Source organism: Lysobacter sp. FW306-1B-D06B, from assembly GCF_038446665.1.
Classification (GTDB): Bacteria; Pseudomonadota; Gammaproteobacteria; order Xanthomonadales; family Xanthomonadaceae; genus Lysobacter_J.
Genome location: NZ_CP151802.1, coordinates 692496 through 716091, shown reverse-complemented (window position 1 = coordinate 716091; position 23596 = coordinate 692496). Strand labels below are relative to the sequence as shown.

Genomic DNA, 23596 nt, shown 5'->3' with positions numbered 1-23596 from the left:
GGTTCCGCCATCACGCGCGAGCCGTTACGATCCCCGCGTGGCGCCCGCGTAGGCCGGCGCCGTCTGCGAAACGCGCACGGGGAAGCGCATGTCCACGAGACTCCTGATCGTATTGCTGTCGCTGGCACTGGGCGTGGTGAGCGGCGCGTTCGGCTATTCACTCATCAACGGCAAGCGCCAGGCCGCGGCCTTGGCCGCCGCCCGCGAGGAAGGCCGCAAGGAAGCCGAAAAGGCCCTGACCGACGACATGGCCGTGCTGAAGCCGGTGACCTTCGCCAAGTCCGCCGACGAGTCCAAGGCCGGCGGCGTGCAGTTCGGCTACGAGTACGTGAAGCCCAAGACCGCCGAGCTGGAGCCGTTCTACAAGATGGCCCACGACGGCGACATGCTGCGCCACATTCCCGAAGTGCAGGCCATCGACGGCATGCTGATGCTGCCGCGCCCGATCAACTACGTCACTGCCGAGTGCGGCGAGGTCAACGCCTTCTACTCGCCCGAACGCGGCGAAGTGGTGATGTGCTACGAGACGATGAAGATGCTGCTCGAGCGCGGCCGCGACCTCGCCACGCAGAACAAGCTCGACGAAGGCTATGCGCAGCGCTACCTCGATGCGAACTTCCGTTTCATCCTGCTGCACGAAACCGGCCACGCGCTGATCACGCTGTTGCAGATACCGATCACCGGCCGCGAGGAAGACGCCGTCGACCAGCTCGCGACCACGCTGATGCTGCGCTTCGCCGGTCTCAACGAATCCACGAACACGGTGACCGAGAACCTGCGCATGGCGTCGAACTGGTTCCTCGCGCGCAGCACGGGCGAGTACAACCTGGACGCCTACGCCGACGAACACGCGCTGGGCGAGCAGCGCTACTTCAACCTGCAATGCCTGCTGTACGGCAGCGATCCGGCGCGTTACCTGAGCATCGTCACCGACGGCGACCTGCCCGAAACGCGTGCCAAGGGCTGCCCCGAGGAATCGCGCCGCATCAGCCGCTCGTGGCTGCGCCTGCTGCTGCCTTACGTGGCGCCGAAGTACGAAATGACGGAAGAAAAGGCGAACCGCCTGTTCGAGCAGCGCGACGAGGAGCGGGCGCGGAATACGGATTCCTCGTATATCCGGTGAGTGCTGACGGCAACGCGACCGGCTCTGTGCATGGCTGTATGGGCGACGAGATTGACGGCCGTGTCCACTGTCCGCCATCAAACCTGGGAGAACAGCGCCAATGCCGCGATACCTGATCTCGTTCGACGACGGCACGATGACGATCCCCGACGAGGACCTCCCCGCCGTGTCCGAGGCTTCGCACGCCGTGGTGCGTGAGGCCAAGGCGGCCGGCGTCTGGATCTTCGGCGCTGGCATCCAGACCCAGCGGGCGAGCATCGTCGCTGCCGATGGCGTTGTCTCCGACGGACCCTACCCGGAGACCAAGGCCGTCATCGGCGGCTTCTCGATCATTGAAGTGCCCTCTCGCGAAGAAGCGCTGATGTGGGCCGCCAGGTTCGCCGCGTCCTGCCGCTGCGCCCAGGAAGTGCGCGAGATCATGTACGACGCGGAGTCGTGATTCCGGCGTTGCCGGATCGGGTTACGATCGCGACCCTGCAAGCCGGATCTCAAGGAGCGAGTCGTGGATCGTGATTTCAATGCCTTTCCCGCCGACGAGGACGGCGATGCCCTCTGGCTCCTGGCAACGAAAGGCGTCGACCTGTCCAGGCGCAGGGAGATCGACTTCTCCGTGCTGATGCCATCGCCCCAGTCGGCGATCGACCTTGCGGTCGAGCTTTTGCGTTGCGAGGAGAAGGTCAGCTGCACGCATGACCCGGACAACGTCGAATTCCCCATGGACGTGCAGGTTCATCCGAAGCTGGTGCCCATTCACGCCGCCATCAATCAATGGCAGGCGGAGCTGCTGGAGATGGCGACGCCATTCGGCGGCAAGCTCGGCGGTTGGGGATTCGAGGCGTAACAGCCGCTTCATGTCGGACGCATCCATGCAGACATCGCCGGCCGCAAGCGCGAAGGTTCCCGCGTGGCCTCGAGTGTTCCTGGCGCTTCTCCAGGAAGTAAATCCCGACTACCGGCTCAATCGCAACGCCCGCGGACGCTTCACGGAATGCCTCCGCCCGCTCGGGCCGGTTTCGTACTCGCAGAACACGGTGTGCATCCGGGGGCAGTACAGCCACGGCTTCGCCGTGACGTTGACCGATCAGGTCAACGCGCACCTCAACAGTCCTTTCTGGGCGGGTGCCCGCTTCGATCATAACCACACGATCTTCTGCGCGTTCGAAAAGGACCTGGGTGCGACCGTGCGGGGCGCAGGCCGCCAGGCGGGACTGCATTCCACTCATGCGCGACGTTCCGGCGCGGACGCCATCGTTCGTCAATGCACGGCCAATGCCGAGCAACACCTCGCCCCGCACTATCTCGCGCAGTTGCAGCGCGGGACGCCATTGCTGATGGGCATTCTCGAGCTGCTCATGGCCAACCCTGGCCTGCTCGACGACCAGGAGCCGGGACCTGTCATGGCGTCATTTCGCAAGCCCGCCCGATGAGTGGACGCGGTTCGGCGTCGATCTGCCGAAGGTTCTGGCTGCTTCCTGCAAGTCGAAGTTCGCGCCGCACCTGGCTCAGTTCGAAACCATCTATGGCCGTCTCCAGCGCATTGCCAGCGTGGTCTGACACGCCTGCGAACGACTGCCCACGACCAGGACCGCGCCAGCCGCGCTTGCGCGCCAGCCACTCTTTCGCAACTTCGCGCGAGTCCGCTTCCGCTTCCCGCTACAGGCCGATGCACAAACGCACGGACCGACGTGTAAAGCACGACTAACCGCGGTCTGCCTGGCCCGTCGATCGAAGGCGGCGCGTTGTAGGGACTGACCTGCGGCGCCACGTTCGGCACGCTGCGTCACCATCTCAGGAGGAGAACGAAGTGGCGACGAAGAAGCTTCCCAGGATTCCGCGTCTTGCCCAGTTCCAGGTTGTCGTGCACGGTCTGGCCGGCGGTCCCATCGTCATGCTGGTTTACGATCCGGGAACCAAGACGTTCAAGGTCGTGAAGATCCCCGATCCGCGCCTCAGGCTGGCCGCCAGCCTGCGCGTGCTCGCCGCCGCAGCTGATCTGGACAGCAAGATGGCGACACAGATCGTCGATGTGATCCGGCCCGCACTCGAACGCCACCTGCCATGAACGACCGTTGCGGATGACGCACAACGCGCAGTCAGCGCACGCGGCGCACGCATTCGGCTGGTCGCCGCCCCGACTTGAAACCGCCCCGTACGCCCTCCAGACTCGTCGCGGGACGATCAGGGGACAGGGAAGCACATGCTCATCCTCGTATCGCCATGGAAGCGCCCAGGGGGATGGATCATGCGAAACGCAGTGCTTCTTGTGCTTTTGGCCGTCCTGCCGGTCGCATTCGCAGCAGAGCCGCCCGCAACCAGCCGGGTGCTGCAGCTTCCATCAGGCGCCAAGGTCCGCGTCTATGGCATCGGGCGCATCGCCTTCGGTGATGGCAGCCATCCGCCGTCGCTCCTCCTGAGGTACGAGACGAACCTGGAGACGAAGGATTCGGATGCACTTCGGAAGGAAGTGCTGCAGGTCTGGCAGCTGTTGCGCCCGCTGGCGGACAAGGCGGGCGACAACTACGCCATGGTGATGGCGAATGAGCCGATCCGCGGTGTGATCTCCCAAACAAGACGGTTCACATACGGGTTCGAGAGGGCGCCCGGTGGCACCTGGCGCATGCGCGAGCCGAGGAAGCGCTCGAAGTGACCGATCGAGCGAAGACCACGCGGGAGGCCTCCTTCTGCATGCGCAATGACGACTCCATGTCGATCGAACAATGGGCCGATGCGTACATCGAGGCGTATGGCTCGCAGGACGTGTTAACTCCCGACAGTCCTCTATGGTGGGTCTTCGAGCGCTCACTGTTGCCGCTTAGACCGGAGGCTGCTGAGGAGATATGGACCTTTGTCCTGGCCGTATTAGTCAGGTCTCCGCCGCAAAAGGTTCTCGGGACTCTGGCGGCCGGTCCGCTGGAGGATCTGATCGCTTATGAAGGTGACAGGTTCATAGAGCGCATCGAGCAGCACGCACGACACGATCCGGCGTTTCGCCATCTACTGGGCGGCGTCTGGCAGAACCAGGCCTCACCGGAGATTTGGGAACGCGTCGAGGTTGCGCGGGGCATCCAGTGGTGATGTCCACTCCCTCTCCGAAGAAAACGCATCCATCTGCCTACCGGAGGAACAGTGGACCGAACTGACCTGGGAAGTCGCATCCTCAAGGTCAATCACGCCGGTGAATTCGGCGCCATTTCGATCTATACGGGCCAGATCGCAATGGCCCGCCTCTTCGCGCGGGACATGGTGCCGGAGCTGGTCGAGTTTCGATCGCATGAGCGCGGTCACCGGGAGATCTTCAGGGCCGAACTGGAGAGAAGGGGACGTCCGCGTTGCAGGAGTTACTGGCTGTGCGGACTGGGAGGCCTCACGTTGGGCCTGCTGACCGGTCTGCTGGGGCGCGCGGCCATTTCGGCGACAACCGTTGCGGTGGAAAGCGTCGTGCTTGCCCACCTCGAGAAGCAACTTGCCGACCTTCAAGGCCTGGATGCGCCTGCCGTCACTGCGATCGCCTCCATCGTGGCCGAAGAGCGCGCCCACCGCGACCTGGCCGCAGCGCAGGTCGTCGAGGGCAGTCTGATCTACCGAATTCTGGAGCCGCTCGTTTCAGCCTCGACCGAGGCGGTCATCTGGGCCGGGATGAAGCTGTAGAAGGAGCGGACGTGGAGCGCTCGGGCGCGGGTCGTCGTTCCTAGGATGGAACCTTCGGTGAAACGGCGCATCCGCTCGATGCCGAGACGATCGCCGCTTCAATGACGGCCATGCCCCGGATGACCTCTTCCGTCGGAACAGGATTCGGGCCGTTGCCCGCGATGGCGTCCGCGAGTTCCACATAGAACCGCGATTGGTCGCCCGACAGGGCGGGTCGCGTCTGGATCGGGCCGTCATCGCGTCGCCATTGCAGCGGGTCGTCATCGATTCCCCATTGCGGGTCGCCGGGTCGCAGTCCCGCAATCAACTGCTGCTCCTGACGATCGGGCCGCACCTTGATCATCGATCCGCGCGTGCCATGCACGGCGAAGCGCGGCCCGGGAATCGCAGCCAGCATCCCCACCTGCAGGACCGCCCTGACCGGGCCGAAACCCAGCACGACGTGCGCCCAGTCTTCCGTCGTCGCACCGCTGCGTTGTGTCGCGAACATCGCCTGCACGCTATCGGGCCATCCGAACAAGGCCAGCGCCTGGTCGACCAGATGAGGCCCGAGATCCCACCACAATCCCGTCGCGGGCCCGGGTCGCTCGCGCCAGCGATCGCGCACCTGCGGACGAAACCGTTCGATGCGCGATTCGAAATGGCGCACCTCGCCGATGAGGCCTTCGCGCATGGCCTGTTGCACGGAAAGGAAATCGCTGTCCCAGCGGCGATTGTGGAATGCGCAAAGGAGTCGGCCGTGCGCCTGCGCCGTCGCGCTCAGCTCGACGGCTTCCGACAGGCTCGGCGTGAGCGGCTTGTCGACGACGACATGCTTGCCCGCACGAAGCGCGGCCTGCGCAAGCGGGAAATGCGTGTCGTTGGGCGTGGCGATCACGACCAGATCCACGTCGGGGGCGACGACCGCCCGCATGGCATCGCCTTCGACCGCGATGCCGGGCAGCTCGGCGTGCACCCTGCTCGAGGCGATCCGCGCCAATGACAGGCCGGGCACGGCCTGGATCAGCGGCGCGTGGAACGTTCGCGCGGCATAGCCGTACCCGATCAGGGCGACGCGTGTGGCAGCGGAAGCGCTGTTCATACCGGTCTCATCCTGCGTGTCCTTCCGGTGCCGACGATACCAAGCGCAGTTACCGGCAGCATCGACGGCAATCAGCGAACCTCCCGGAACTTCAGTCTCCTCCGACGAAGTGCTCACGCACTACTTGCGCCTCGTGCGTGTCATTCGCGGCATGCGCCGCGATGCAGGGGCGGGAGCACCTGTGCCATGCTCGCGCCGTCACAACCAATCAGGAGGACGCGGCCATGGCCAAGGGTCTGGACAAGAAGAAAGAGCAGAAGAAAAAGCCCGCCAAGACGATGAAAGAGAAGAAGGCGGCGAAGAACGAGAAGAAGAGCACGCGCGGCTTCATGCCGACCTGATCGGACTGAGGTTGCTGCTCGTGTGCCTGGACGGCTGAGCGCGAAGCGGAAGCGTCGGCACGGATGAGCGCCTCCCCCTGCTTGCAGGGGGAGGCTGGGAGGGGGTTCTGAGGCGCGTCAGCGCCGAGTTCGCCGCGTTGCGGCTTCTCGACCCCTCCCCAACCCTCCCCTGCAAGCAGGGGAGGGAGCAAGAGCCGCGTCGCCAACCCTCAAGGAGAGGGCTACACCAAAGCCGCGGCTTACAGCGCCGCCAGCGCCGCGTTGAGCGTCTGGCTCGGGCGCATCGCCTTGGAGAGCAGCGCCATGTCGGGGTGGTAGTAGCCGCCGATGTCCACCGGCTTGCCCTGCACCGCGGCCAGTTCGCCGATTATCTTCTCCTCGTTGGCTTCCAGCGTGTCGGCCAGCTTGGCGAAACGCGCCTTCAGCTCCGCATCCACCGACTGGTCGGCCAGCGCGCGCGCCCAGTACATCGCCAGATAGAAGTGGCTGCCGCGGTTGTCGATGCCGCCGACCTTGCGCGAGGGCGACTTGTCGTTGTCGAGGAACTTCGCGTTCGCCTCGTCCAGCGTGTCGGCCAGCACCTTCGCACGTGCGTTGCCGGTGTGGTTGGACAGGTGTTCGAGCGACGCGGCCAGCGCGAGGAACTCGCCCAGCGAATCCCAGCGCAGGTAGTTCTCTTCGACGAACTGCTGCACGTGCTTGGGCGCCGAGCCGCCCGCGCCGGTTTCGAACAAACCGCCGCCGGCCATCAGCGGCACGATCGACAGCATCTTGGCGCTGGTGCCCAGCTCCATGATCGGGAACAGGTCGGTGAGGTAGTCGCGCAGCACGTTTCCGGTGACCGAGATCGTGTCCTTGCCCTCGCGCGTGCGCGCGAGCGAAAGCTTCATCGCGTCGACCGGCGAGAGGATGCGGATGTCGAGGCCGGCGGTGTCGTGATCCTTCAGGTAACGCTCGACCTTGGCGATGAGGTTGGCGTCGTGCGCGCGCTGCGGATCCAGCCAGAACACGGCCGGCGTGTTCGACAGGCGCGCGCGGTTCACGGCGAGCTTCACCCAGTCCTGGATCGGCGCGTCCTTGGTCTGGCACATGCGCCAGATGTCGCCGGCTTCGACCTTGTGCTCCATCAGCACGGTGCCGGCGTCGTCGAGCACGCGCACGGTGCCGTCGGCGGGAATCTGGAAGGTCTTGTCGTGGCTGCCGTATTCCTCGGCCTTCTGCGCCATCAGGCCGACGTTGGGCACCGAGCCCATCGTCGCCGGATCGAACGCGCCGTTGGCGCGGCAGTCGTCGATGACGGCCTGGTAGATGCCGGCGTAGCAGCGGTCGGGGATGATCGCCTTGGTGTCCTGCAGCTTGCCGTCGGTGTTCCACATGCGGCCGGAGTCGCGGATCATCGCGGGCATCGAGGCGTCGACGATCACGTCGCTGGGCACGTGCAGGTTGGTGATGCCCTTGTCGGAATTCACCATCGCCAGCGCCGGACGGCGCGTGTATTCGGCGACGATGTCGGCCTCGATGGCCGCGACGGTTTCCGGCGGCAGCGAGGGCAGGCGCGCGTAGAGGTCGCCGATCCCGTTGTTGGCGTCGAAGCCGGCCTTGGCGAGCACGTCGGCGTGCTTGGCCAGCGTGTCGCGGTAGAAGCGCTTGACGACGATGCCGAACATGATCGGATCGGACACCTTCATCATCGTCGCCTTCAGGTGCAGCGAGAACAGCACGCCGCGGGTCAGCGCGTCGTCGATCTGCGCATCCACGAAACGCGACAGCGCCTTGGCGCTCATCGACGAGGCGTCGATGACTTCACCGGCCTGCACCTTGATGTTGGTCTTGAGCATGTTGCGGCGGCCGTCGCTGCCGGTGAACTCGATCGAGACCGTGCCGGCCTTGTCGATCACCTTGGACTGCTCGCTGCCGTAGAAATCGCCGCCGTCCATGTGCGCGACGTGCGAGGTCGATTCGCCGCTCCACGCGCCCATGCGGTGGGGGTGCTTGCGCGCGTAGTTCTTCACCGACAGCGGCGCGCGACGGTCCGAATTGCCTTCGCGCAGCACCGGGTTCACCGCGCTGCCCTTGACGCGGTCGTAGCGTGCCTTGATGTCGCTTTCCTGCTCGCCCTTGGGTTCTTCCGGGTAGTCCGGCAGCGCGTAGCCCTGCGCCTGCAGCTCGGCGATGGCGGCCTTGAGCTGCGGCACCGAGGCGGAGATGTTGGGCAGCTTGATGATGTTCGCGTCCGGCGTGGTCGCCAGCTGGCCGAGTTCGGTCAGGTCGTCGGCGACCTTCTGGTCATCCTTCAGCACGTTGGGGAACTGCGACAGGATGCGACCGGCCAGCGAGATGTCGCGCGTTTCCACCGCGATGCCCGCCGGCGCGGTGTACGCCTCGATGATCGGAAGCAGCGACTGCGTGGCCAGGAACGGCGCTTCGTCGGTCAGCGTGTAGAGGATCTTGGGCGTATTGGGCATGTCGGCGTGACTCGCAGGCAGAAGACGTGGGAAGGCCGGTGTGGACGCGGCGCGGGATGGCGCTCGGCGCGGCCTGTTCGACGCGCGCGCCGCATGGGCGCGCAACCCCGGCATTGTCGCGGTTTAGCGCGGCGCGGCAAAGCGTGCGGGCGAAACGCTGAAGGCCGCGGGGCGCGTGTGGCACGTTCGTGCTACCGCACGCGAGGGTATGGCGGTTCGCGTAGCCCGGGTAAGCGCAGCGCACCCGGGATTTGCGTTGCCGGAGCCTGGACCCGGTGCGCGGCGCTAACCCGGGGCTACGGAAGCGTTGCGATGCTCAGACCGCGCCGCAGCACTTCTTGTACTTCTTTCCGCTGCCGCAGGGGCAGGGCGCGTTGCGGTCGGGCGTGGCTTCGCGGCGGATGGGTTCGCGCGGCGTGAGCACGTCGATGCGCAGGTGATGCAGGTCGGCCAGCATGCCCGGCAGCGAGGCGATGACTTCCAGGCGCTCGCGGTAACTCACCGGTTCGCCCGGCTGTTCGGGGTCTTCACCGACGATCTCGCCGCTGGCCAGGCGATCGAAACGCAGGAAGATCTCGTCGACCCACTCGTGCTCGTCCAGCCACTTGTCCCAGGCGATCTCGCTCAGTTCGACACCGCGGAAGAAGCCGAAGGCCCAGTCGCGGCCGACGTCGAGTTCGTCGTCCTGCTCCTCGTCCGGGTTCTCCGGCAGCCACAGCAGCGGCGCGAGGTGGTCGGGCAGGTCATCGTCGCCGTGGCGCACGCGCTGGTTGACCATGTTCCAGTGGCCCTGCAGCAGCGCTTCGACCTGCTCGCGCTCCTCTTCGTCCTTCCAGCGCGGCGGCGTGCCCCATACGGCGCCCTGCCACTGCTCGAAGGGAATCGTCTCCGGGCCGACGGCAAGCGCAGACAGGTAGCCGTCCAGCGCCTCCAGGTTGAACCCCTTGAACGGGACCGCGCGCTGCTCCAGCAGCTCGGCCAGGCGTTCGATCTGGTCGTCGTCGAGGTAGGCGGGGGCTTTCATCGGATGGGGCTCGGTATTCGCGGGGGCGCGTCATGGTAGTCGCAGTGGGGTGGGCTCGCCGAGAATTCACGCATGAGCCCCGCCAAGCCCGCCCCGATGCCGCCCTCCGCCCCGTGTCCCTGCGGTCGCGCAAAGCCCTACGGGCAGTGTTGCGGGCCACTCCACGCCGGCACCCCGGCGACCGACGCTGAGGCGCTGATGCGTTCGCGCTACACCGCCTACGTGCTGGGCGATGTGTCCTACCTGATGGCGAGCTGGCATCCGGACACGCGCCCCGACGATCTCGACCTGGGCGATGCGGGCGCGACGCGCTGGCTGGGTCTGGAAGTGAAGCGCCATGTCGCGGTGGATGCGATGCATGCGACGGTGGAGTTCGTCGCGCGCTCCAGGACCGGCGGCGCGCCGGCGGTGCGCATGCACGAGGTGAGCCGCTTCGTGCGCGAAGGCGACCACTGGTTCTACGTGGACGGCGAGTTTCCCGGCCGGTAGACAAGAAACGTGGACAAAAAAAGGGCGCGGTGGGGAGCCGCGCCCATGCGTCCCACCCGAAGGTGGGGGAGAGAGACGGTTACTTCACTTCGAAGTCGCGCGTCTGCACGACGACACCGTCGAGCAGGACTTCGAGCTTGTACTTGCCGGTTGGGAAACCCTTCGGGCTGTTGATGCTGAAAACGGTGTTGCCGCCACCGGCGAAGTTGATGTCGGCGCTGTCTTCCTTCACGGTCTGGCCGTCCTGGAAGGTCCACTTCGCGCCGAGCTTGGCCGCTACCGCGGTCGCCGGATCGGAGGTGGCCGTGCCCACGGACGCGTTGATCGTGTCCTTCGGCTTGAACGTTGCGCTGGGCGTGGTGATCTTCTTGTCCGGGCCCACGGCCGGGCCGAGGTCCACGGTGGTGACCGAGACCGTCGCGGCCGGAGCAGGCGCGGGCGCCGGTGCAGCCGGTTCGGTGGTCGCCGGCGGCGTGCTCACGGCGACGGGTTCTTCCTTCTTCTTGCAGCCGACCAGGGCCACCGACGCGAGCAACGCGGCGGCGACGGCGGTGTGCAGGCGAGTGCGGATCATCATCGAAACATCTCCTGGGAATTTGCGGAGTCGAGCGTCGGGCCGGGTCACTCGCCGGCCGGCGGAATACGCAGCACCTGGCCGGGCTGGATGCGGTCGGGGTCGTCAAGCTGATCGCGGTTCGCTTCGAAGATCGCGTTCCACTTGCCGGCCTTGCCGTAGAACTGCTTGGCGATGTGCGAGAGCGTGTCGCCCTTCTGCACGGTGTACGTCTGCGCTTCGCCCGCCGTGGCAGACGTGATCTGCTCGGTGGAGCTGACCGTCGACTGGACGTCGCTGAAATCCGGTTTGATCTGTTCCGTGCTCTCGACGTTGCTCTGGACGTCGGAGAAATCGGCCTTCTTGTCCGGTGTGGTCACGAGGTGGGCTCTCCTGCCGTGTTGGCCCAGGCACCATCGCACGCATCCTGTTAAGGGTAGGTAACAGGGACGGACGAAAATTGCTGGTTGACGCGAAGTGCTACTGCCGTTCGTCGCGACCCGGCACCGGACGCGCGCTGCCCGGCGTGGCGCGCCAGGGATTGATGTCCAGTCCACCGCGACGCGTGTAGCGCGCCTCCACCGACAGACGCTGCGCACCTGCGCGCGCGAGCAGGTCGACGAACACGCGTTCGACGCATTGCTCGTGGAACTCGGCGTGATCGCGGAACGACACCAGGTAGCGCAGCAGTCCGGCGCGATCGAGTTTCGGCCCGTGGTAGGCGATGACGATGCGCGCCCAGTCGGGCTGTCCCGTGACGGGACAGTTGGACTTCAGCAGCGAGCTGGTGAGCGCTTCGGTGACGACGTTGCCGGCATCGGCCGACAGATGGTCGGCGTTCGGCGGACCGTAGTCGTCGACGTCGATGTCGAGTCCGTCGATGCAGTCCATGACCGCGTTGCCCGGCGAGGTCTCGTCGATCGGCGGCAGGCCGAACTCGACTTCCACGTCTGCGCCGGCCACGCGCGAGAGGTCGTCCACGATGCGCGCACGCACCGATTCGTCCGACGCGAAACGCGCCGAGTTGAACGAGTTGAGATAGAGCTTGAGCGACTTGGATTCGATCAGGTTCGGCGAGGTCGCCGGCACGGTGATCGTCGCCGTGCCCACGCGCGGCTTGCCGCGCTGGTCGAGCCAGCTCAGTTCGTAGGCATTCCATCGGTCCACGCCTTCGAAGGGCAGCGCGCCCGTGCTGATGCCGATGTGGTCGCGGCCGAGGGTCCGGGCGATGGGGAACAGCAGGCTGGCGTCGTACTCGCGCGGGTAGTCGACGTGACGCCCGAGGGGGAGATCGTGGGTCATGCGGCGATTTTAACCGGCGACGGGCGTGCGCCCGAGGATGGTTCGCTTTGCCGAAGTGGCGGCAGGACCGCCCGGTTCGGGCGAAGTTCCTGCACCTGTCAGTTTAGTATTCAGGTTAAATTTGAGTTAGGTCCGGATACTCCAACGCCACCGGAGCCCATTCGACGCTTCCCCCGGAGCGGGGCGACCGGATTCCAAGACCCATAAAGAGGCTGAGACCTTATGAAGCGTTCCCTGCTTGCCCTGACCCTGCTGGCTGCCCTGCCGTTCGCCGCTTCCGCTGCCGAAGGCGTGTCGTACAACTACATCGAAGGCGGCTACATCGCTAACAACGGCGACAACCGTCCCGATGCCGACGGCTGGTCCGTGGGCGGTGCCGGCGCCATCGCGCCGAACTTCCACGTGTTCGGCAACTACAGCAGCCAGGAGTTCGACCACAACTTCGGCGACCTCGACCGCTGGCGCCTGGGCGTGGGCTACAACCACGAGATCAACAGCAAGGTCGATCTGCTGACCCGCGTCGCCTACGAGAAGCAGGAGTTCGACGCGATCGACCTGGACGGCTGGAGCGTTGAAGCCGGCGTGCGCGCCTCGCTGACCCCGAACCTGGAAGGCTATGCGCTGGCCGGTTACGAGGACTACGACCACGGCGTCGACGGCGAGTTCTACGGCCGCCTCGGCGCGCAGGTGAAGTTCAACCAGATGTGGGGCGTCAACGGCGAAGTGAAGTTCGTCGACGGCTACACCGAGTACTTCGTCGGCCCGCGCATCAGCTTCTGATCCAACCGCGTTACCGCGACCGATCTCTCTCTCCCCCCCAAGTCGCGATTGAAGCCCGGCCTCGGCCGGGCTTTCTTTTGGGCGACGCTTCCCGGAAGCGTCACGAAGTGACCCACATCGAAATCCTCTTGTGAGCGTTATCACGCTTCGCTATCGTGCGCGACGCCGCTGCAACGGCGGCAAGGACCACCACCACAAGGATCAGGGGATTTCATGAAGAAGCGTTTTGTCTTGGCTGCCGTCCTGGCGGCCACGCCGTTTGCTGCGTCCGCGACCGACAACGGCCTGAGCTACACCTACATCGAAGGCGGCTACAACCAGCTGCGCATCGACCATGACGACGAGCTGCTGGGCGACTTCGACGCCGATGGCGGCTACCTGCGCGGCTCCTTCGGGATCAGCCAGTCGGTCTACCTCTTCGGCAGCTATTCGCAGGGCGAAGACAACGACACGGTGACCTTCGAGGACGGCGATGAGACGTTCGACGTCAAGGTCGACGACGAAACCTCCCACACCGAGTTCGGCGTCGGCTTCCATTCGGCGATGGGCGAGAACGTCGACTTCATCGGCGAACTGGCGTACTTCCGCATGGAAGAGGACATCAAGATCTCGGCCGAAGGCGAGTCCGAGTCGTGGTCCGACCACGTCAACGGCGGCCGCGCCTCGGTCGGCATCCGCGGCGGCACCGATCGCGCCGAAGGCTGGGTCAAGCTCGGCTATCTCGACGCCAGCGACTTCAGCGGCAACTTCGTCGGCGGCGTGGGCGGTCAGTTCAAGTTCAACCGCACCTGGGGCCTGGTGGGCGAAGTCGAAGTCTTCGACGAGCTCTCGCGCTACATGATCGGCGTGCGCGCCAGCTTCTGAGCCGCGCCCCGCACGAACGAAAGACCCGGCTCCGGCCGGGTTTTTTTTTCGCCTGCGACCGGATCCGCGTTTGCCCGCGCGGCTTCCGTGCGAAAGTGTGGCCATACATCCGTTTTTCGCACTGGGGACATCATGAAGAAGGAACTCGCGCTGGCGCTCGCGCTGGCCGTGGCGCCGACCGCCGCGCTCGCAGACGGCCACAGCTACACCTACCTGGAAGCCGGCTACGCCCAACTCGAACAGGAACTGCCCGGCCTGGACGGCTTCGAGGTCGAAGACATCAAGGCAGGCGGGTTTTTCATCGGCGGCTCGGCGGCGGTGTCGCCGTCGCTCCACGTGTTCGGCGCGTACCGCAAGGGCGACGATGACGACCTCGTCGTCTCAGCGCCGGTGGTGGGGCCGATCGGCAGCGCCAGTATCGACATGTCGCAAGCGGTCCTGGGCATGGGCTATCACCATGGATTGAGCGAGCGCACCGACCTGGTGGCCGAGCTGAGCTGGCTCAACACCGAGATCGACGTGAAGGGCGACGACGAAGGCGCGCAGAAGGGCGACGACGTGCGCGCGGCGGTTGGCGTGCGACACAACATCGCCAACAACGTGGAAGTGTGGATCAAGGGCAACTACACCGACGGCGACGTCTACGACGGCGCTTTCAGCGCCAGCGCCGGCCTGCAGTACAAGCTCACCTCGAACTGGGGCCTGGTGGCCGAAGCCGAGGGTGGCGGCGACTCGGCGATGTTCGCGGTGGGCGCGCGCGCCAGCTTCTGAGCGCCGCGCTACCGAGCATGAAAAAAGCCCGGCGCAGGCCGGGCTTTTCTTTGGGTGCTCGGGACGCGGTCGCGATCAGGAGAACAGGTTGCGTGGGTACTCGGGCTTCTGTTCGCGCGCGAGCAGGAGCTTGAGGCCTTCGGCCGGCGTGATGTCCCCGTGCAGCACGGCCTGCACCGCGCTGGAGATCGGCAGCTCGATGCCATGACGCTCCGCCTGCCGCATGACTTCGTCGGCGGTCTGCACCGATTCGACCACCTGGCCGATCTCGCGCACGGCGTCCTCGATCGATTGGCCGCGGCCCAGCGCGAGGCCGAGCCGGCGGTTGCGCGAAAGATCGCCGGTGCAGGTCAGCACCAGGTCGCCCAGGCCCGCCAGGCCCATCAGCGTTTCGGCCTTGCCGCCGATGGCGTGGTTCAGGCGCAGCATCTCGTTGAGGCCGCGCGTGATCAGGCCGGCGCGGGCATTGAGGCCCAGCGCCATGCCGTCGGCGACGCCGGTGGCGACGGCCAGCACGTTCTTCATCGCGCCGCCGAGCTCGGCGCCGAGCATGTCGTTGCCGGTGTAGGCGCGGAAGGCGGGGCCGTGCAGCGCGTCGGCGACGGCCTGCGCGAACTGCGCATCGCTGCCGTGCACGGTCAATGCGGTGGGCAGGCCCTGCGCGACTTCCTTGGCGAAGGACGGGCCGGTGACGACGGCCAGCGGCACGTCGGGACCCAGCACCTCTTCGGCGACTTCATGCAGGAAACGGCCGCTGCCGGGCTCGAAACCCTTGGTCGCCCACGCCACGCCGGCGTGCGCCGGGCGATGCGGGGCCAGCTTGCGCAGGGTTTCGGCGAACGCGTGCGAAGGCACGACGACCAGCACGAGGTCGGCGTCCTTGAGGGCTTCGGCCAGGTCGGTGGTCGCGCGCAGCGACGCCGGCAGCGGAATGCCGGGCAGGTAGCGCGGGTTCTCGTGGCGCTGGTCGATGGCCGTGACGCCGTCGGCGTCGCGACCCCACAGCACGGTCGAATGACCGTGCCGTGCGATCAGGGCGGCCAGGGCGGTGCCCCAGGAGCCCGCACCGAGGACTGCGACGTTCGGAAGAGTGGTCGCTTCCATGCCGCGGGCGCGATCAGGCGTTGCCGGCGGTCTCGGCGTCGGCCAGACCCGACTGCTGCTGCGATGCGCGCTGGCGCAGGCCTTCGGCGTACAGCGCGTCGAAGTTGATCGGCTGCAGGAAGAACGGCGGGAAGCCGCCGGACTGGATCAGGTCGCTGATCAGCTGGCGGGTGTACGGGTACAGGACGTTCGGGCAGTGCGTGCCGAGCATCGCGTCCAGGGTCTGCGCGTCGAAGCCGGCCAGGCCGAACACGCCGGCCTGCTTCACTTCGGCCACGTACAGGGTCTTCTCGTTGGCGGTGCAGGTCAGGGTGATGCCCAGGACCACTTCGAAGGCGTTCTCGTTGAGGCGCTGCACGCTCTGGTTGAGGTTCATCGAGAGCTGCGGCTGGGCCTGCTCGTTGAAGATCGCCGGGGCGCCCGGAACTTCGAAGGAGACGTCCTTGACGTAGATCTTCTCGACGGTGAACGCCGGGCCGTTGTTCTCGGCGGACGCGGCATTGCCGTTGACGTTTTCTTCGGACATCTCGTGACTCCAGGCGTTAAATATGCGGAAAGGATCGATTATGGCACGCAGGTCCAGCGTGCCCGGCTGTTCAGATTGCGCGGGCGGATGCGCCCACGGCAAGCCATGTGTGCAATCCCCTCGTCACGGTGTTGGGGCGCACGGTGGGCGATCAAGCCCGCACGTCGGCGAATCCACGAGAGGATGTCGCGCCGATCAGGCGCGGCCTTTCACCAGCGGCAGGTCGGCCTGCTGCCAGGCGCCGATGCCGCCGTCGAGCCAGTAGACCTGCTTGAAGCCGGCCTTCTTCAGGCGCTTGGCGGCGTCGGCCGAACCCTGGCCGGTGCGGCACACCACGACCACCGGAAGCTCCTTCGCATTGGCGAGCAGCTTGTTCTCCGGGTCGAACTGGCTGGGCTGCACCGACTTGCTGCCGGCGATGTGGCCCTTCTCGAAGTCGTTGCTGGCCGACAGGTCGATAACCAGCGCGTTCTCGCGGTTCATCAGGCCCGTCAGCTCGGCCGGGCGCAGCGCCTTGTAGCCGCGGAACAGGCGGGCCACTTCGGTGTAGAGGATCGCCAGCGTCAGGCCGACCAGCGCGAACGACAGGTAGGGGTGGCGTTCGGCGAAGGCCAGAAGTTCTTGGAAATTCACGGGATCACGCAGCGGTAGCGGGGGCGGGATTGTCGCCCAGGGGCGGCGGTGGCGCAAAAGGTGCGCCCGCCGGACGGCCTATTCGCCGTCCCAGAGGTCCGGCAGGCCGGTGACCAGCCACCAGTTCTTGGTGGCCTCGTCCCAGCGCCATTCCTCGCGATAGCGCACGGTGCGCTCGGCTTGGGTGTGGCGATTGACCACGCCGATCTCGATGTCGCGCATCGCCACGCCGCCCTTCTTGTCGGCGGTGCTGTTGCGCTCGCGATAGGCGGTGATCTGCACCTGCTCGTAGCGCTTGAGCTCCAGGTCGCTGACCGGGTGCGATTCGCGGTAGCCCGGTTCGATCAGGCCCAGTGCGCCCTCGAAGTCGCCCCAGCGGATCGCGCCGGACCAGGCGTACTGGTTGGCCTGGAGCTGGTCCATCTTGCCGCGACGGGCCAGCGCGTCGCCGGTGAAGGCGAGCAGCAGGGCCAGCACGGCCAGGAGCATGGGCTTGGTCAGGCGCATCGGATTCCCCCTCGAAGTGCCGCCATCCTAGCCGCTGGGCCGGTTCGCCGTCCGTGACTTGGCGATGGCGACATAGCGCGCGGTGAATTCGGTGGCGACGCCGCCCTCGGGCAGCAATGCGCGGGCGACCAGGCCGATGCGCGCACGGCCGCGCTCGCGCAGGGTGGCGACGAAACTCGGCCAGGCGGCGTCGGGGGCGAGTTCGGCCTCCACCTCCAGGTCGGCGAAGAGCGGGGCCACGTAGCGGATCTGGCTGTCGGCGACGAAGACGTCGGCTTCCAGCTCGGCTTCTTCGATGTGCAGCGCGACCAGCCCCCACGAGGCCAGCGTCATCATCGAGGCCAGGCTGCCGCCGAACGCGCAGCCTTTGTCGTTCACGTGCGTGGACAGCGGCGCGTGCAGGCGCAGGCAGCGGCCGTCGTAGGCGGCGACGGTCACGTTCATCGCCGCGACCGGCGGCATCGACTGGTAATGCCGGTGCAGGCGCAGCAGCGCTTGCGAATGGTCGTAGTCGGTTTCGGCAGCGTACGCGCGCGTATTGGAATTCATGCGGATATCGGGGGATGGACAACGAAGGTCGCGGGGCGGCGGCTATGCTGATGCGATGCCCGGCCACGCGACGCCCGGATGGTACGTGATCTCGCTGCGCGCGCGCGGCGAGCACGGTCCTGTCCGCAATGCGGCCGCTCGCGCCGGTGCCGGCCTCATCCCGATTTCGCCCTGGCGCCTGCATCTGCGCGAAGACGCGGCCACGCGCGAGCGCCTGCTGGCCGCACTCGCCGCACCGCGTGTGATCTTCACCAGCCCGGTCGCCGTGCGCGCCGCGCGGCGCCTGCAGGCGCTGCAGGAACGGCCGGGCCAGCGCTGGTTCGCGGTGGGCAGCGGCACCGCCGCGGCGCTGCGGCGTGCCGGTGTCGCCCGGGTGGACGCGCCCGCGCGCATGGACAGCGAAGGACTGCTGGCGCTGCCCGGGCTGGCGGACCTGCGCGATGCGCAGGTGGGATTCGTGACCGCGCCGGGTGGACGCGGCGTGCTCGTGCCGGCGCTGGAAGCGCGCGGCGCGCGCGTGCTGCGGGCCGACGTGTATGCGCGCGAAGCGGTCGCGCCATCGCCGCGCTCGCTCGCGCGGCTGGCGGCACTGGACGCGCCTGCGCGGCTGCTGCTGTCGAGCGGCGAGGCCTTGCAGCTCGTCATCGACGCGTTGCCCGAAGACCTGCGCCAGCGCCTGCGCCGCGCACAGGTGATCGCCGCCAGCGAGCGCTTGGCCGACTTTGCCCGCACGCACGGCTTCACCGACATCGTGCTCGCCGCCAGCGCCCGCCCGGCCGACCTGATCGCCACCGCGAAAAACGCCCCCGCGCCGGCCGCGTGACGCGCATCGCATCCGGTAGCATGGCGCGTCCCGCTTTGCCGATACCGCCGTGTCCGCTACCCCCGCTCCGACGACCTCGCCGCCCGCCCGCCGTTCCTACGGTTGGGTGCTGTGGATCATCGTCGCGCTGCTGCTTGCCGCCGGCGCCGCGTGGGGCTGGACCCAGTGGCAGACACGCAGCGAGCGCGCGCGTGCGGAGCAGGCCGACGCCGGCCAACGCCTGGACGCGCTGGAGGGTCGCATCGATACGATCCGCCGCGATCAGCGTTCGCAGCTGCAGCGCCTGCAGCAGGCCGACGCGACCAACCGCGTGCTGCGCGATGAAGTGCTCGGCATCGGCCAGCGTTCGGCACTGATCGAAGACACCGTTTCCAAACTCGCCGATCCCGATCGCCACGGCGAACAAGCCCTGCGCCTGGACGAAGCCGAACTCCTGCTCGGCATGGCGCAGCAGCGCCTGCTCATCGCCGGCGACCTGGACGGCGCGCGCCGCGCCTATGTGCTGGCCGGCAACGTGCTCGACGGCATCGACGACCCCGCCTACCTCAGCCTGCGCCAGACATTGCAGCAGGAACGCGCCGGCCTCGACGCGCTTGGCACCGAGCCGCGCGTGCGCGCGATGGCCGAACTCGACGCGTTCGCGCGCACGATCAGCGCCGCGCCCGTGGAGCCGCAGACGACCACCGCGACCGACGCGCCGTGGTGGCGCCGCGCGTTCGCCACGCTCGTCGACGTGAACCCCAGCGATCGCACCGTCGCCGTGCAACCGTCCGATCGCATCGCCGCGGTGGCCGGTCTCCAGCTGGAAATTTCGCTTGCGCGTGCGGCGGCGGAGCGTCGCGACGAAGCCGGCTTCCGCGCCGCGCTGCAACGCGCCGACGGCTGGCTCACGCGCCTGTGGCCGCCATCGAAGACGCTCGACAGCCAGCGTGCGCAACTGCGCGAGATCGGTGCGCGCGAACTTTCACTCACGCTTCCGACACTGGGAAGCACACTGCAGCAACTGCGCCAGTTGCGCGCGGCGGATTGAACCGCTTCCCTGCGCGCGCCTGGCAGGGCGGGAACGACAAGGAGCCGCGATGAACCTGTTCCGCAACGTGCTGTTCTGGATCGTGCTGGCGCTGGTGGGTGCGCTGATCGCGCAGCTGCTGGTGCAGGATCCCGGCTACGTGCTCGTTCGCTACGGCGGAAACGACTACACCACCAACGTGCCCAAGGCGATCGCGCTGCTGCTGCTGGCGCTGGCCGTGCTGTGGGTGCTGTGGAAGCTGGCGAGCCTGCCGTTCGTGGCGATGCGCCGGCACCGCCGGCGTCAGTCGCGCGCGCGCCTCATCGACGGCTTCGACGCCGTGCATCGCGGCGAATGGAGCCGTGCGGAAAAGCTGCTCGAGCAGGCGGCACAGGAGCGCGACGCGTTGGCCGTTGGCCGCATCGGCGCGGCGCGTGCGGCGTGGGCGCGCGGCGATGAAGCCGCGGCGCGCGCGCATCTGACAGCGATCGGCACGGACCATCCGGCCTCGCGCGCGATTGCCGATGCCGAATTCGCCCTGACGCAGAACCGCGCCGCCGACGCGCTGTCGATCCTGGATGCGCCTTCGGCCACGCCGCTACCGCCGCGCGGCCTGGTGTTGCGCGGCGAAGCGCTCGCCGCGCTGGGACGCAGCGGCGAGGCCTACGGCACGCTCGGCGCATTGCGCCAGCAGCAGGCGTTGTCGAACGAACGCCTCTCCACGCTGGAAGCGCAGTGGGCCGCCGCATCGCTGCGCGAAGCCGCCGATGCGAACGTGCTGGCCGATCGCTGGGAAGCGCTGCCCAAGCCGCTGCGCAGCGACCCGGCCGCGGTCGCCGCCTACGCCGAACGCGCCGCCGCGCTGCGTTGGGACGAAGCGGCCGCCAAGAGCGTCGAACAGGCGCTGGACGCGCGCTGGGACGAGTCGCTGGCCGCGCTGTACGGGCGTTTGCCGGTGGGCCGTCTCGATGCGCGCCGTGCCGTGGCCGAGCGCTGGTTGCAGGCGCATCCGGCCAGCCCTGCATTGCTGCTTACCCTGGCGCGGCTTGCGCGCGCCCAGGGCCAGTGGCCGCAGGCGGAGCAGTACCTGCATCGCGCGCTGGCGCAGGGCGCCAACAGCGAGGCATGGGAAGAACTCGGCAGCGGTTTCGCCCAGGCCGGCGAGGAGAAGCTGGCGCGCCTGTGCTACGCCAACGCGCTCGCCGCCGCGCGCGGCGAGGCGACGCAGCCGCTGCCGGGACGCGACCTGCGTCAGACCATCTTCGATGAGGCTGTGGTGGAAGAGCGCGACGAGCACGGGGTGCCGCGCTTGCGCGGGTAAGGCGCACGCGAGTCGAGTCACCTGCTGGCTGCCCAGACCAGAATCGTCATCCCGGCGAAGGCCGGGACCCTGGCCCGTAGCGCACGGGCACTCCCTGTGCGGCGACCCACTTCACCGTCATCTCGGCGAAGGCCTGTCCTGAGCTGGTCGAAGGGCCGGGATCCAGGCCCGCAGCGCGCGGGCAATCCGATGACGGCGAACCTTGTCTCCGTCATTCCAGCGAAAGCTGGAATCCATTTTGATTTGGCTTTCTCAGGCTTCTCAAAGAAGGAGCAATAGCAAAAGCTTCCGATCGGCTACGCCGCTCGGGTCACTTTTCTTTGCTTGCCCAAAGAAAAGTAACCAAAAGAAAGGGCCTTCCATTTGCCCAAACCAATCCCACGACCGGACAGCGAGTAGGCGCGTTCGCGATTCGCCATCCCTGGCTCAGCGCTCACCGCCGCACATCCATGTGCGGCGCCCTTCGGGGCTAGTGACCTGAAAGGCTGTTCAAGAGCAACAGCAACAGCCTCTGAGGTTGTGATCAGCCTCACCGCGTCCGATAGAACGCCGGCAACGTCGCCAGGAACTCGGTGCCCGCACCGCGGAAGCGCGTGTAGTTCTCGCCGATGCGCGTCACCACCAGCACGCGCGATCCGACGATGCCGCACACCAGGCTCGCCAGCAGCATCGCCACGCCGATCATCGAAACCACCGGCGCATCGCCCGATACGCCGTAGCCGATCAGCCCGACGCCGAGCAGCGTGCCCGAGATCGCGCCGATCGTGCTCACCCGCCGCCGCATCCGATGCCGCTCGCACAGGCCGATCGTCACCGGCGTGCGCCGCCGCACGATCAGTGCGATGACGAGGTAGATCAGCAGATTGATGAAGATCACCAGATACAGCGCCGGGTGATGCCAGTAGAAGCGCGCGTGCTGCATCGGCTCGGCGGCCGGTTCGTTGCACTTGATGCAGCGCCCCGGCAGCGTGCAGCCCGGACGCACCACCAGTTCCTTGCCATCGCGCCAGCAATCGCCGCCGACCTCGGCGGACAGCGCCTCGCGCAGCCGCGTCGTGGGCGGCTGGTACGGGTTCAACGTCGCCATCTATTTCCCCTTCCCCTGCAGTGCCAGCGCACGCGCCCGCTGGGAGCGTTCGCGGGCCGAATCGCTGCCGGTGTCCCCACACCGGCTGGCCCGCGCGCCGATCCTAGGGCCGAAAGGCCAGATTCTGCAAACTTCGTCGCAGTCTCAGGCGGGCCGCGCCGGGGGTCGGGCAGGGCGCAAGCCGGAATGCCCCGACTTGCGGTCGGCCCATCGAACCTTGCGAGATAGGAGCCGGAGCCGGCGCGTCGTACCGCTCCGGCCGCGCGCGGTTCAGCGCTCCAGGATCGCGACCACGCCCATGCCGCCGGCGGTGCAGATCGACACCAGGCAGCGGCCGCCGCCGCGCTGCTTCAGTTCCTTCGCGGCGGTGGCGACGATGCGCGCGCCGGTCGCGGCGAACGGATGGCCCGCCGCCAGCGAGGAGCCATTCGGGTTGATCTTCGACACATCGATGCGGCCCATTGGGGCATCCAGGCCCAAGCGGTTGCGGCAGTATTCCTCGCTCTCCCACGCGCGCAGCGTGCACAGCACCTGCGCGGCGAAGGCCTCGTGGATCTCGTAGAAGTCGAAGTCCTGCAGCGTCAGCCCGTTGCGCTTGAGCATCTCCGGCACGGCGATGGTCGGCGCCATCAGCAGGCCTTCGCCGTGCACGAAATCCACCGCCGCCACGTGCGCGTCGCGCAGGTAGCACAGCGGTTCGATGCCGTGCGAACGCGCCCATTCGTCGGAGGCCAGCAGGCACGCCGATGCGCCGTCGGTGAGCGGCGTGGAGTTGCCGGCCGTGAGCGTGCCGCGGCCGGAGGTCTTGTCGAACGCGGGCTTGAGCGAAGCCAGCTTCTCCAGCGTGCTGTCGGCGCGCAGGATGTTGTCGCGCGCCACGCCGCGGAAGCTGACGACCAGATCGTTGAAGAACCCGCGCTCGTAGGCGGCGGCGAGCTTGAGGTGCGAAGACAGCGCCCACTCGTCCTGCGAATCGCGCGAGATGTTCCACTGCTTGGCCATGTCCTCGCAGTGCTCGCCCATCGACTTGCCGGTGCGCGGCTCGGCCACGCCCGGGAACTCGGGCTTGAGCTCGCGGAAATGGAAACCCTTGAACGCGGCCAGTTTGTCGCGCGGCGTCTTCGCGCGCGCGGCTTCCAGCAGGCGGCGGCGCAGCTTCTGGCCGTAAACGATCGGCACGTCGGAAGTGGTGTCCGAACCGCCGCCCACGCCGACGTCGATCTGCCCGGCGGCGATCTTGTTGCCGATGTGGACGATCGAATCCAGCGAGGTGCCGCACGCGCGCTGCAGGGTGATGCCCGGCGTCAGCGGCGACAGGCCCGAGGACAGCGTGGCCTCGCGGCCGAGGTTCCAGTCGCTGGAGTGCTTGATGACCGCACCCATCGCGACCTCGCCCAGCTGCTGGCCGTGCAGGCCGAACTTTTCGACCAGCGCGCCGAGCGTGCGCACCGACATGCCCAGGTTGCCGACGTCCGAGTAGGCCGTGTTCTGGCGGCAGAACGGGATTCGGACGCCACCGAGCACGGCAACGGGACGGGCAGGACGCATCGGCACACCTCGCAGAGCAAAGGGGGAGTCGCCAAGGCCTTTACGACC

The 23596-nt window shown here is 67.3% G+C and carries 28 protein-coding genes; 15 read left to right on the top strand and 13 right to left on the bottom strand.

Going from position 1 to position 23596, the window contains the following annotated elements:
* Positions 1-88 precede the first annotated feature (88 nt).
* The 8 genes from AAFF32_RS03285 to AAFF32_RS03250 all read left to right on the top strand — a co-directional run bounded on the left by AAFF32_RS03285 (position 89) and on the right by AAFF32_RS03250 (position 4771).
* The gene (locus AAFF32_RS03285) at positions 89-1123 is read left to right on the top strand and encodes a DUF4344 domain-containing metallopeptidase (protein ID WP_216965016.1); all 1035 of its coding nucleotides are present in this window, start codon (positions 89-91) and stop codon (positions 1121-1123) included.
* A gap of 136 nt (positions 1124-1259) precedes the next feature.
* Positions 1260-1562 carry a YciI family protein gene (locus AAFF32_RS03280; RefSeq protein WP_342316480.1) on the top strand — a complete coding sequence of 101 codons (303 nt, stop codon included), beginning with the start codon at positions 1260-1262 and terminating at the stop codon, positions 1560-1562.
* Between the two features lie 63 nt (positions 1563-1625).
* Positions 1626-1964: a ribonuclease E inhibitor RraB gene (locus tag AAFF32_RS03275; protein ID WP_342316479.1), complete on the top strand. Its 339-nt coding sequence runs from the start codon at positions 1626-1628 to the stop codon at positions 1962-1964.
* 25 nt (positions 1965-1989) lie between these two features.
* On the top strand, positions 1990-2550 hold the full coding sequence (locus tag AAFF32_RS03270) for a hypothetical protein (RefSeq protein WP_342316478.1): 561 nt from the start codon (positions 1990-1992) through the stop codon (positions 2548-2550).
* 377 nt (positions 2551-2927) lie between these two features.
* Positions 2928-3185, top strand: a complete 258-nt coding sequence (locus AAFF32_RS03265) for a hypothetical protein (RefSeq protein WP_216965024.1) — start codon at positions 2928-2930, stop codon at positions 3183-3185.
* Between the two features lie 135 nt (positions 3186-3320).
* Complete coding sequence (locus AAFF32_RS03260; protein WP_216965026.1) at positions 3321-3770, top strand: hypothetical protein; 450 nt, start codon at positions 3321-3323, stop codon at positions 3768-3770.
* 56 nt (positions 3771-3826) lie between these two features.
* Positions 3827-4198, top strand: a complete 372-nt coding sequence (locus tag AAFF32_RS03255) for a DUF6869 domain-containing protein (RefSeq protein ID WP_342316477.1) — start codon at positions 3827-3829, stop codon at positions 4196-4198.
* Between the two features lie 51 nt (positions 4199-4249).
* On the top strand, positions 4250-4771 hold the full coding sequence (locus tag AAFF32_RS03250; protein WP_342316476.1) for a demethoxyubiquinone hydroxylase family protein: 522 nt from the start codon (positions 4250-4252) through the stop codon (positions 4769-4771).
* Between the two features lie 40 nt (positions 4772-4811).
* Here the strand turns inward: AAFF32_RS03250 and AAFF32_RS03245 are convergent, their stop codons facing one another.
* The 3 genes from AAFF32_RS03245 to AAFF32_RS03235 form a co-directional block, all read right to left on the bottom strand.
* Positions 4812-5969: an oxidoreductase gene (locus tag AAFF32_RS03245; RefSeq protein WP_342316475.1), complete on the bottom strand. Its 1158-nt coding sequence runs from the start codon at positions 5967-5969 to the stop codon at positions 4812-4814.
* Between the two features lie 463 nt (positions 5970-6432).
* Positions 6433-8658 (bottom strand): NADP-dependent isocitrate dehydrogenase, encoded by a 2226-nt coding sequence (locus AAFF32_RS03240; RefSeq protein ID WP_342316474.1) that lies wholly within the window; start codon positions 8656-8658, stop codon positions 6433-6435.
* Between the two features lie 316 nt (positions 8659-8974).
* Positions 8975-9682, bottom strand: coding sequence for a UPF0149 family protein (locus AAFF32_RS03235; RefSeq protein ID WP_342316473.1), 708 nt, complete (start codon positions 9680-9682; stop codon positions 8975-8977).
* Between the two features lie 96 nt (positions 9683-9778).
* Between AAFF32_RS03235 and AAFF32_RS03230 the strand changes: the two genes are divergently transcribed.
* On the top strand, positions 9779-10171 hold the full coding sequence (locus AAFF32_RS03230; RefSeq protein WP_216965394.1) for a YchJ family metal-binding protein: 393 nt from the start codon (positions 9779-9781) through the stop codon (positions 10169-10171).
* A gap of 79 nt (positions 10172-10250) precedes the next feature.
* Here AAFF32_RS03230 and AAFF32_RS03225 read toward each other — a convergent pair whose 3' ends face one another.
* The 3 genes from AAFF32_RS03225 to queF all read right to left on the bottom strand — a co-directional run bounded on the left by AAFF32_RS03225 (position 10251) and on the right by queF (position 12026).
* Positions 10251-10748, bottom strand: a complete 498-nt coding sequence (locus AAFF32_RS03225; RefSeq protein ID WP_216965036.1) for a hypothetical protein — start codon at positions 10746-10748, stop codon at positions 10251-10253.
* A 44-nt stretch (positions 10749-10792) separates the two neighbouring features.
* Positions 10793-11104 carry a LysM peptidoglycan-binding domain-containing protein gene (locus tag AAFF32_RS03220; protein ID WP_216965038.1) on the bottom strand — a complete coding sequence of 104 codons (312 nt, stop codon included), beginning with the start codon at positions 11102-11104 and terminating at the stop codon, positions 10793-10795.
* A gap of 100 nt (positions 11105-11204) precedes the next feature.
* Complete coding sequence (gene queF, locus AAFF32_RS03215; protein ID WP_216965041.1) at positions 11205-12026, bottom strand: NADPH-dependent 7-cyano-7-deazaguanine reductase QueF; 822 nt, start codon at positions 12024-12026, stop codon at positions 11205-11207.
* A gap of 222 nt (positions 12027-12248) precedes the next feature.
* Here queF and AAFF32_RS03210 point away from each other — a divergent pair, with 222 nt between their 5' ends.
* The 3 genes from AAFF32_RS03210 to AAFF32_RS03200 all read left to right on the top strand — a co-directional run bounded on the left by AAFF32_RS03210 (position 12249) and on the right by AAFF32_RS03200 (position 14441).
* Positions 12249-12806 carry a diffusible signal factor-reguated Ax21 faimly protein gene (locus tag AAFF32_RS03210; RefSeq protein ID WP_216965043.1) on the top strand — a complete coding sequence of 186 codons (558 nt, stop codon included), beginning with the start codon at positions 12249-12251 and terminating at the stop codon, positions 12804-12806.
* A gap of 213 nt (positions 12807-13019) precedes the next feature.
* Positions 13020-13670 (top strand): hypothetical protein, encoded by a 651-nt coding sequence (locus AAFF32_RS03205; RefSeq protein ID WP_216965045.1) that lies wholly within the window; start codon positions 13020-13022, stop codon positions 13668-13670.
* 132 nt (positions 13671-13802) lie between these two features.
* Positions 13803-14441 (top strand): outer membrane beta-barrel protein, encoded by a 639-nt coding sequence (locus AAFF32_RS03200; RefSeq protein ID WP_342316472.1) that lies wholly within the window; start codon positions 13803-13805, stop codon positions 14439-14441.
* Positions 14442-14516: 75 nt separating this feature from the next.
* On the opposite strand, the gene AAFF32_RS03195 is transcribed toward AAFF32_RS03200, so the two are convergent.
* The 5 genes from AAFF32_RS03195 to AAFF32_RS03175 all read right to left on the bottom strand — a co-directional run bounded on the left by AAFF32_RS03195 (position 14517) and on the right by AAFF32_RS03175 (position 17760).
* On the bottom strand, positions 14517-15545 hold the full coding sequence (locus AAFF32_RS03195; RefSeq protein ID WP_216965049.1) for an NAD(P)H-dependent glycerol-3-phosphate dehydrogenase: 1029 nt from the start codon (positions 15543-15545) through the stop codon (positions 14517-14519).
* A 13-nt stretch (positions 15546-15558) separates the two neighbouring features.
* Positions 15559-16071 carry a protein-export chaperone SecB gene (gene secB, locus AAFF32_RS03190; RefSeq protein ID WP_216965050.1) on the bottom strand — a complete coding sequence of 171 codons (513 nt, stop codon included), beginning with the start codon at positions 16069-16071 and terminating at the stop codon, positions 15559-15561.
* Positions 16072-16266: 195 nt separating this feature from the next.
* The gene (locus AAFF32_RS03185) at positions 16267-16704 is read right to left on the bottom strand and encodes a rhodanese-like domain-containing protein (protein WP_216965052.1); all 438 of its coding nucleotides are present in this window, start codon (positions 16702-16704) and stop codon (positions 16267-16269) included.
* A gap of 78 nt (positions 16705-16782) precedes the next feature.
* Positions 16783-17211 (bottom strand): hypothetical protein, encoded by a 429-nt coding sequence (locus AAFF32_RS03180; RefSeq protein WP_254200782.1) that lies wholly within the window; start codon positions 17209-17211, stop codon positions 16783-16785.
* 27 nt (positions 17212-17238) lie between these two features.
* Positions 17239-17760 carry a YiiD C-terminal domain-containing protein gene (locus tag AAFF32_RS03175; protein ID WP_342316471.1) on the bottom strand — a complete coding sequence of 174 codons (522 nt, stop codon included), beginning with the start codon at positions 17758-17760 and terminating at the stop codon, positions 17239-17241.
* Between the two features lie 55 nt (positions 17761-17815).
* Here AAFF32_RS03175 and AAFF32_RS03170 point away from each other — a divergent pair, with 55 nt between their 5' ends.
* From AAFF32_RS03170 to AAFF32_RS03160, 3 genes are read left to right on the top strand one after another with little or no spacing between them, the layout of a single operon-like run.
* Positions 17816-18583, top strand: coding sequence for a uroporphyrinogen-III synthase (locus AAFF32_RS03170; protein WP_216965055.1), 768 nt, complete (start codon positions 17816-17818; stop codon positions 18581-18583).
* A gap of 49 nt (positions 18584-18632) precedes the next feature.
* Entirely contained in the window at positions 18633-19613 is a 981-nt protein-coding gene (locus AAFF32_RS03165) for a uroporphyrinogen-III C-methyltransferase (protein WP_342316470.1), read from the top strand.
* A 49-nt stretch (positions 19614-19662) separates the two neighbouring features.
* Positions 19663-20913, top strand: a complete 1251-nt coding sequence (locus AAFF32_RS03160) for a heme biosynthesis HemY N-terminal domain-containing protein (RefSeq protein ID WP_342316469.1) — start codon at positions 19663-19665, stop codon at positions 20911-20913.
* A gap of 529 nt (positions 20914-21442) precedes the next feature.
* Here the strand turns inward: AAFF32_RS03160 and AAFF32_RS03155 are convergent.
* Entirely contained in the window at positions 21443-22000 is a 558-nt protein-coding gene (locus AAFF32_RS03155; protein WP_342316468.1) for a hypothetical protein, read from the bottom strand.
* A 270-nt stretch (positions 22001-22270) separates the two neighbouring features.
* Entirely contained in the window at positions 22271-23563 is a 1293-nt protein-coding gene (locus AAFF32_RS03150; RefSeq protein ID WP_216965401.1) for an acetyl-CoA C-acetyltransferase, read from the bottom strand.
* Between the last annotated feature and the right edge of the window lie 33 nt (positions 23564-23596).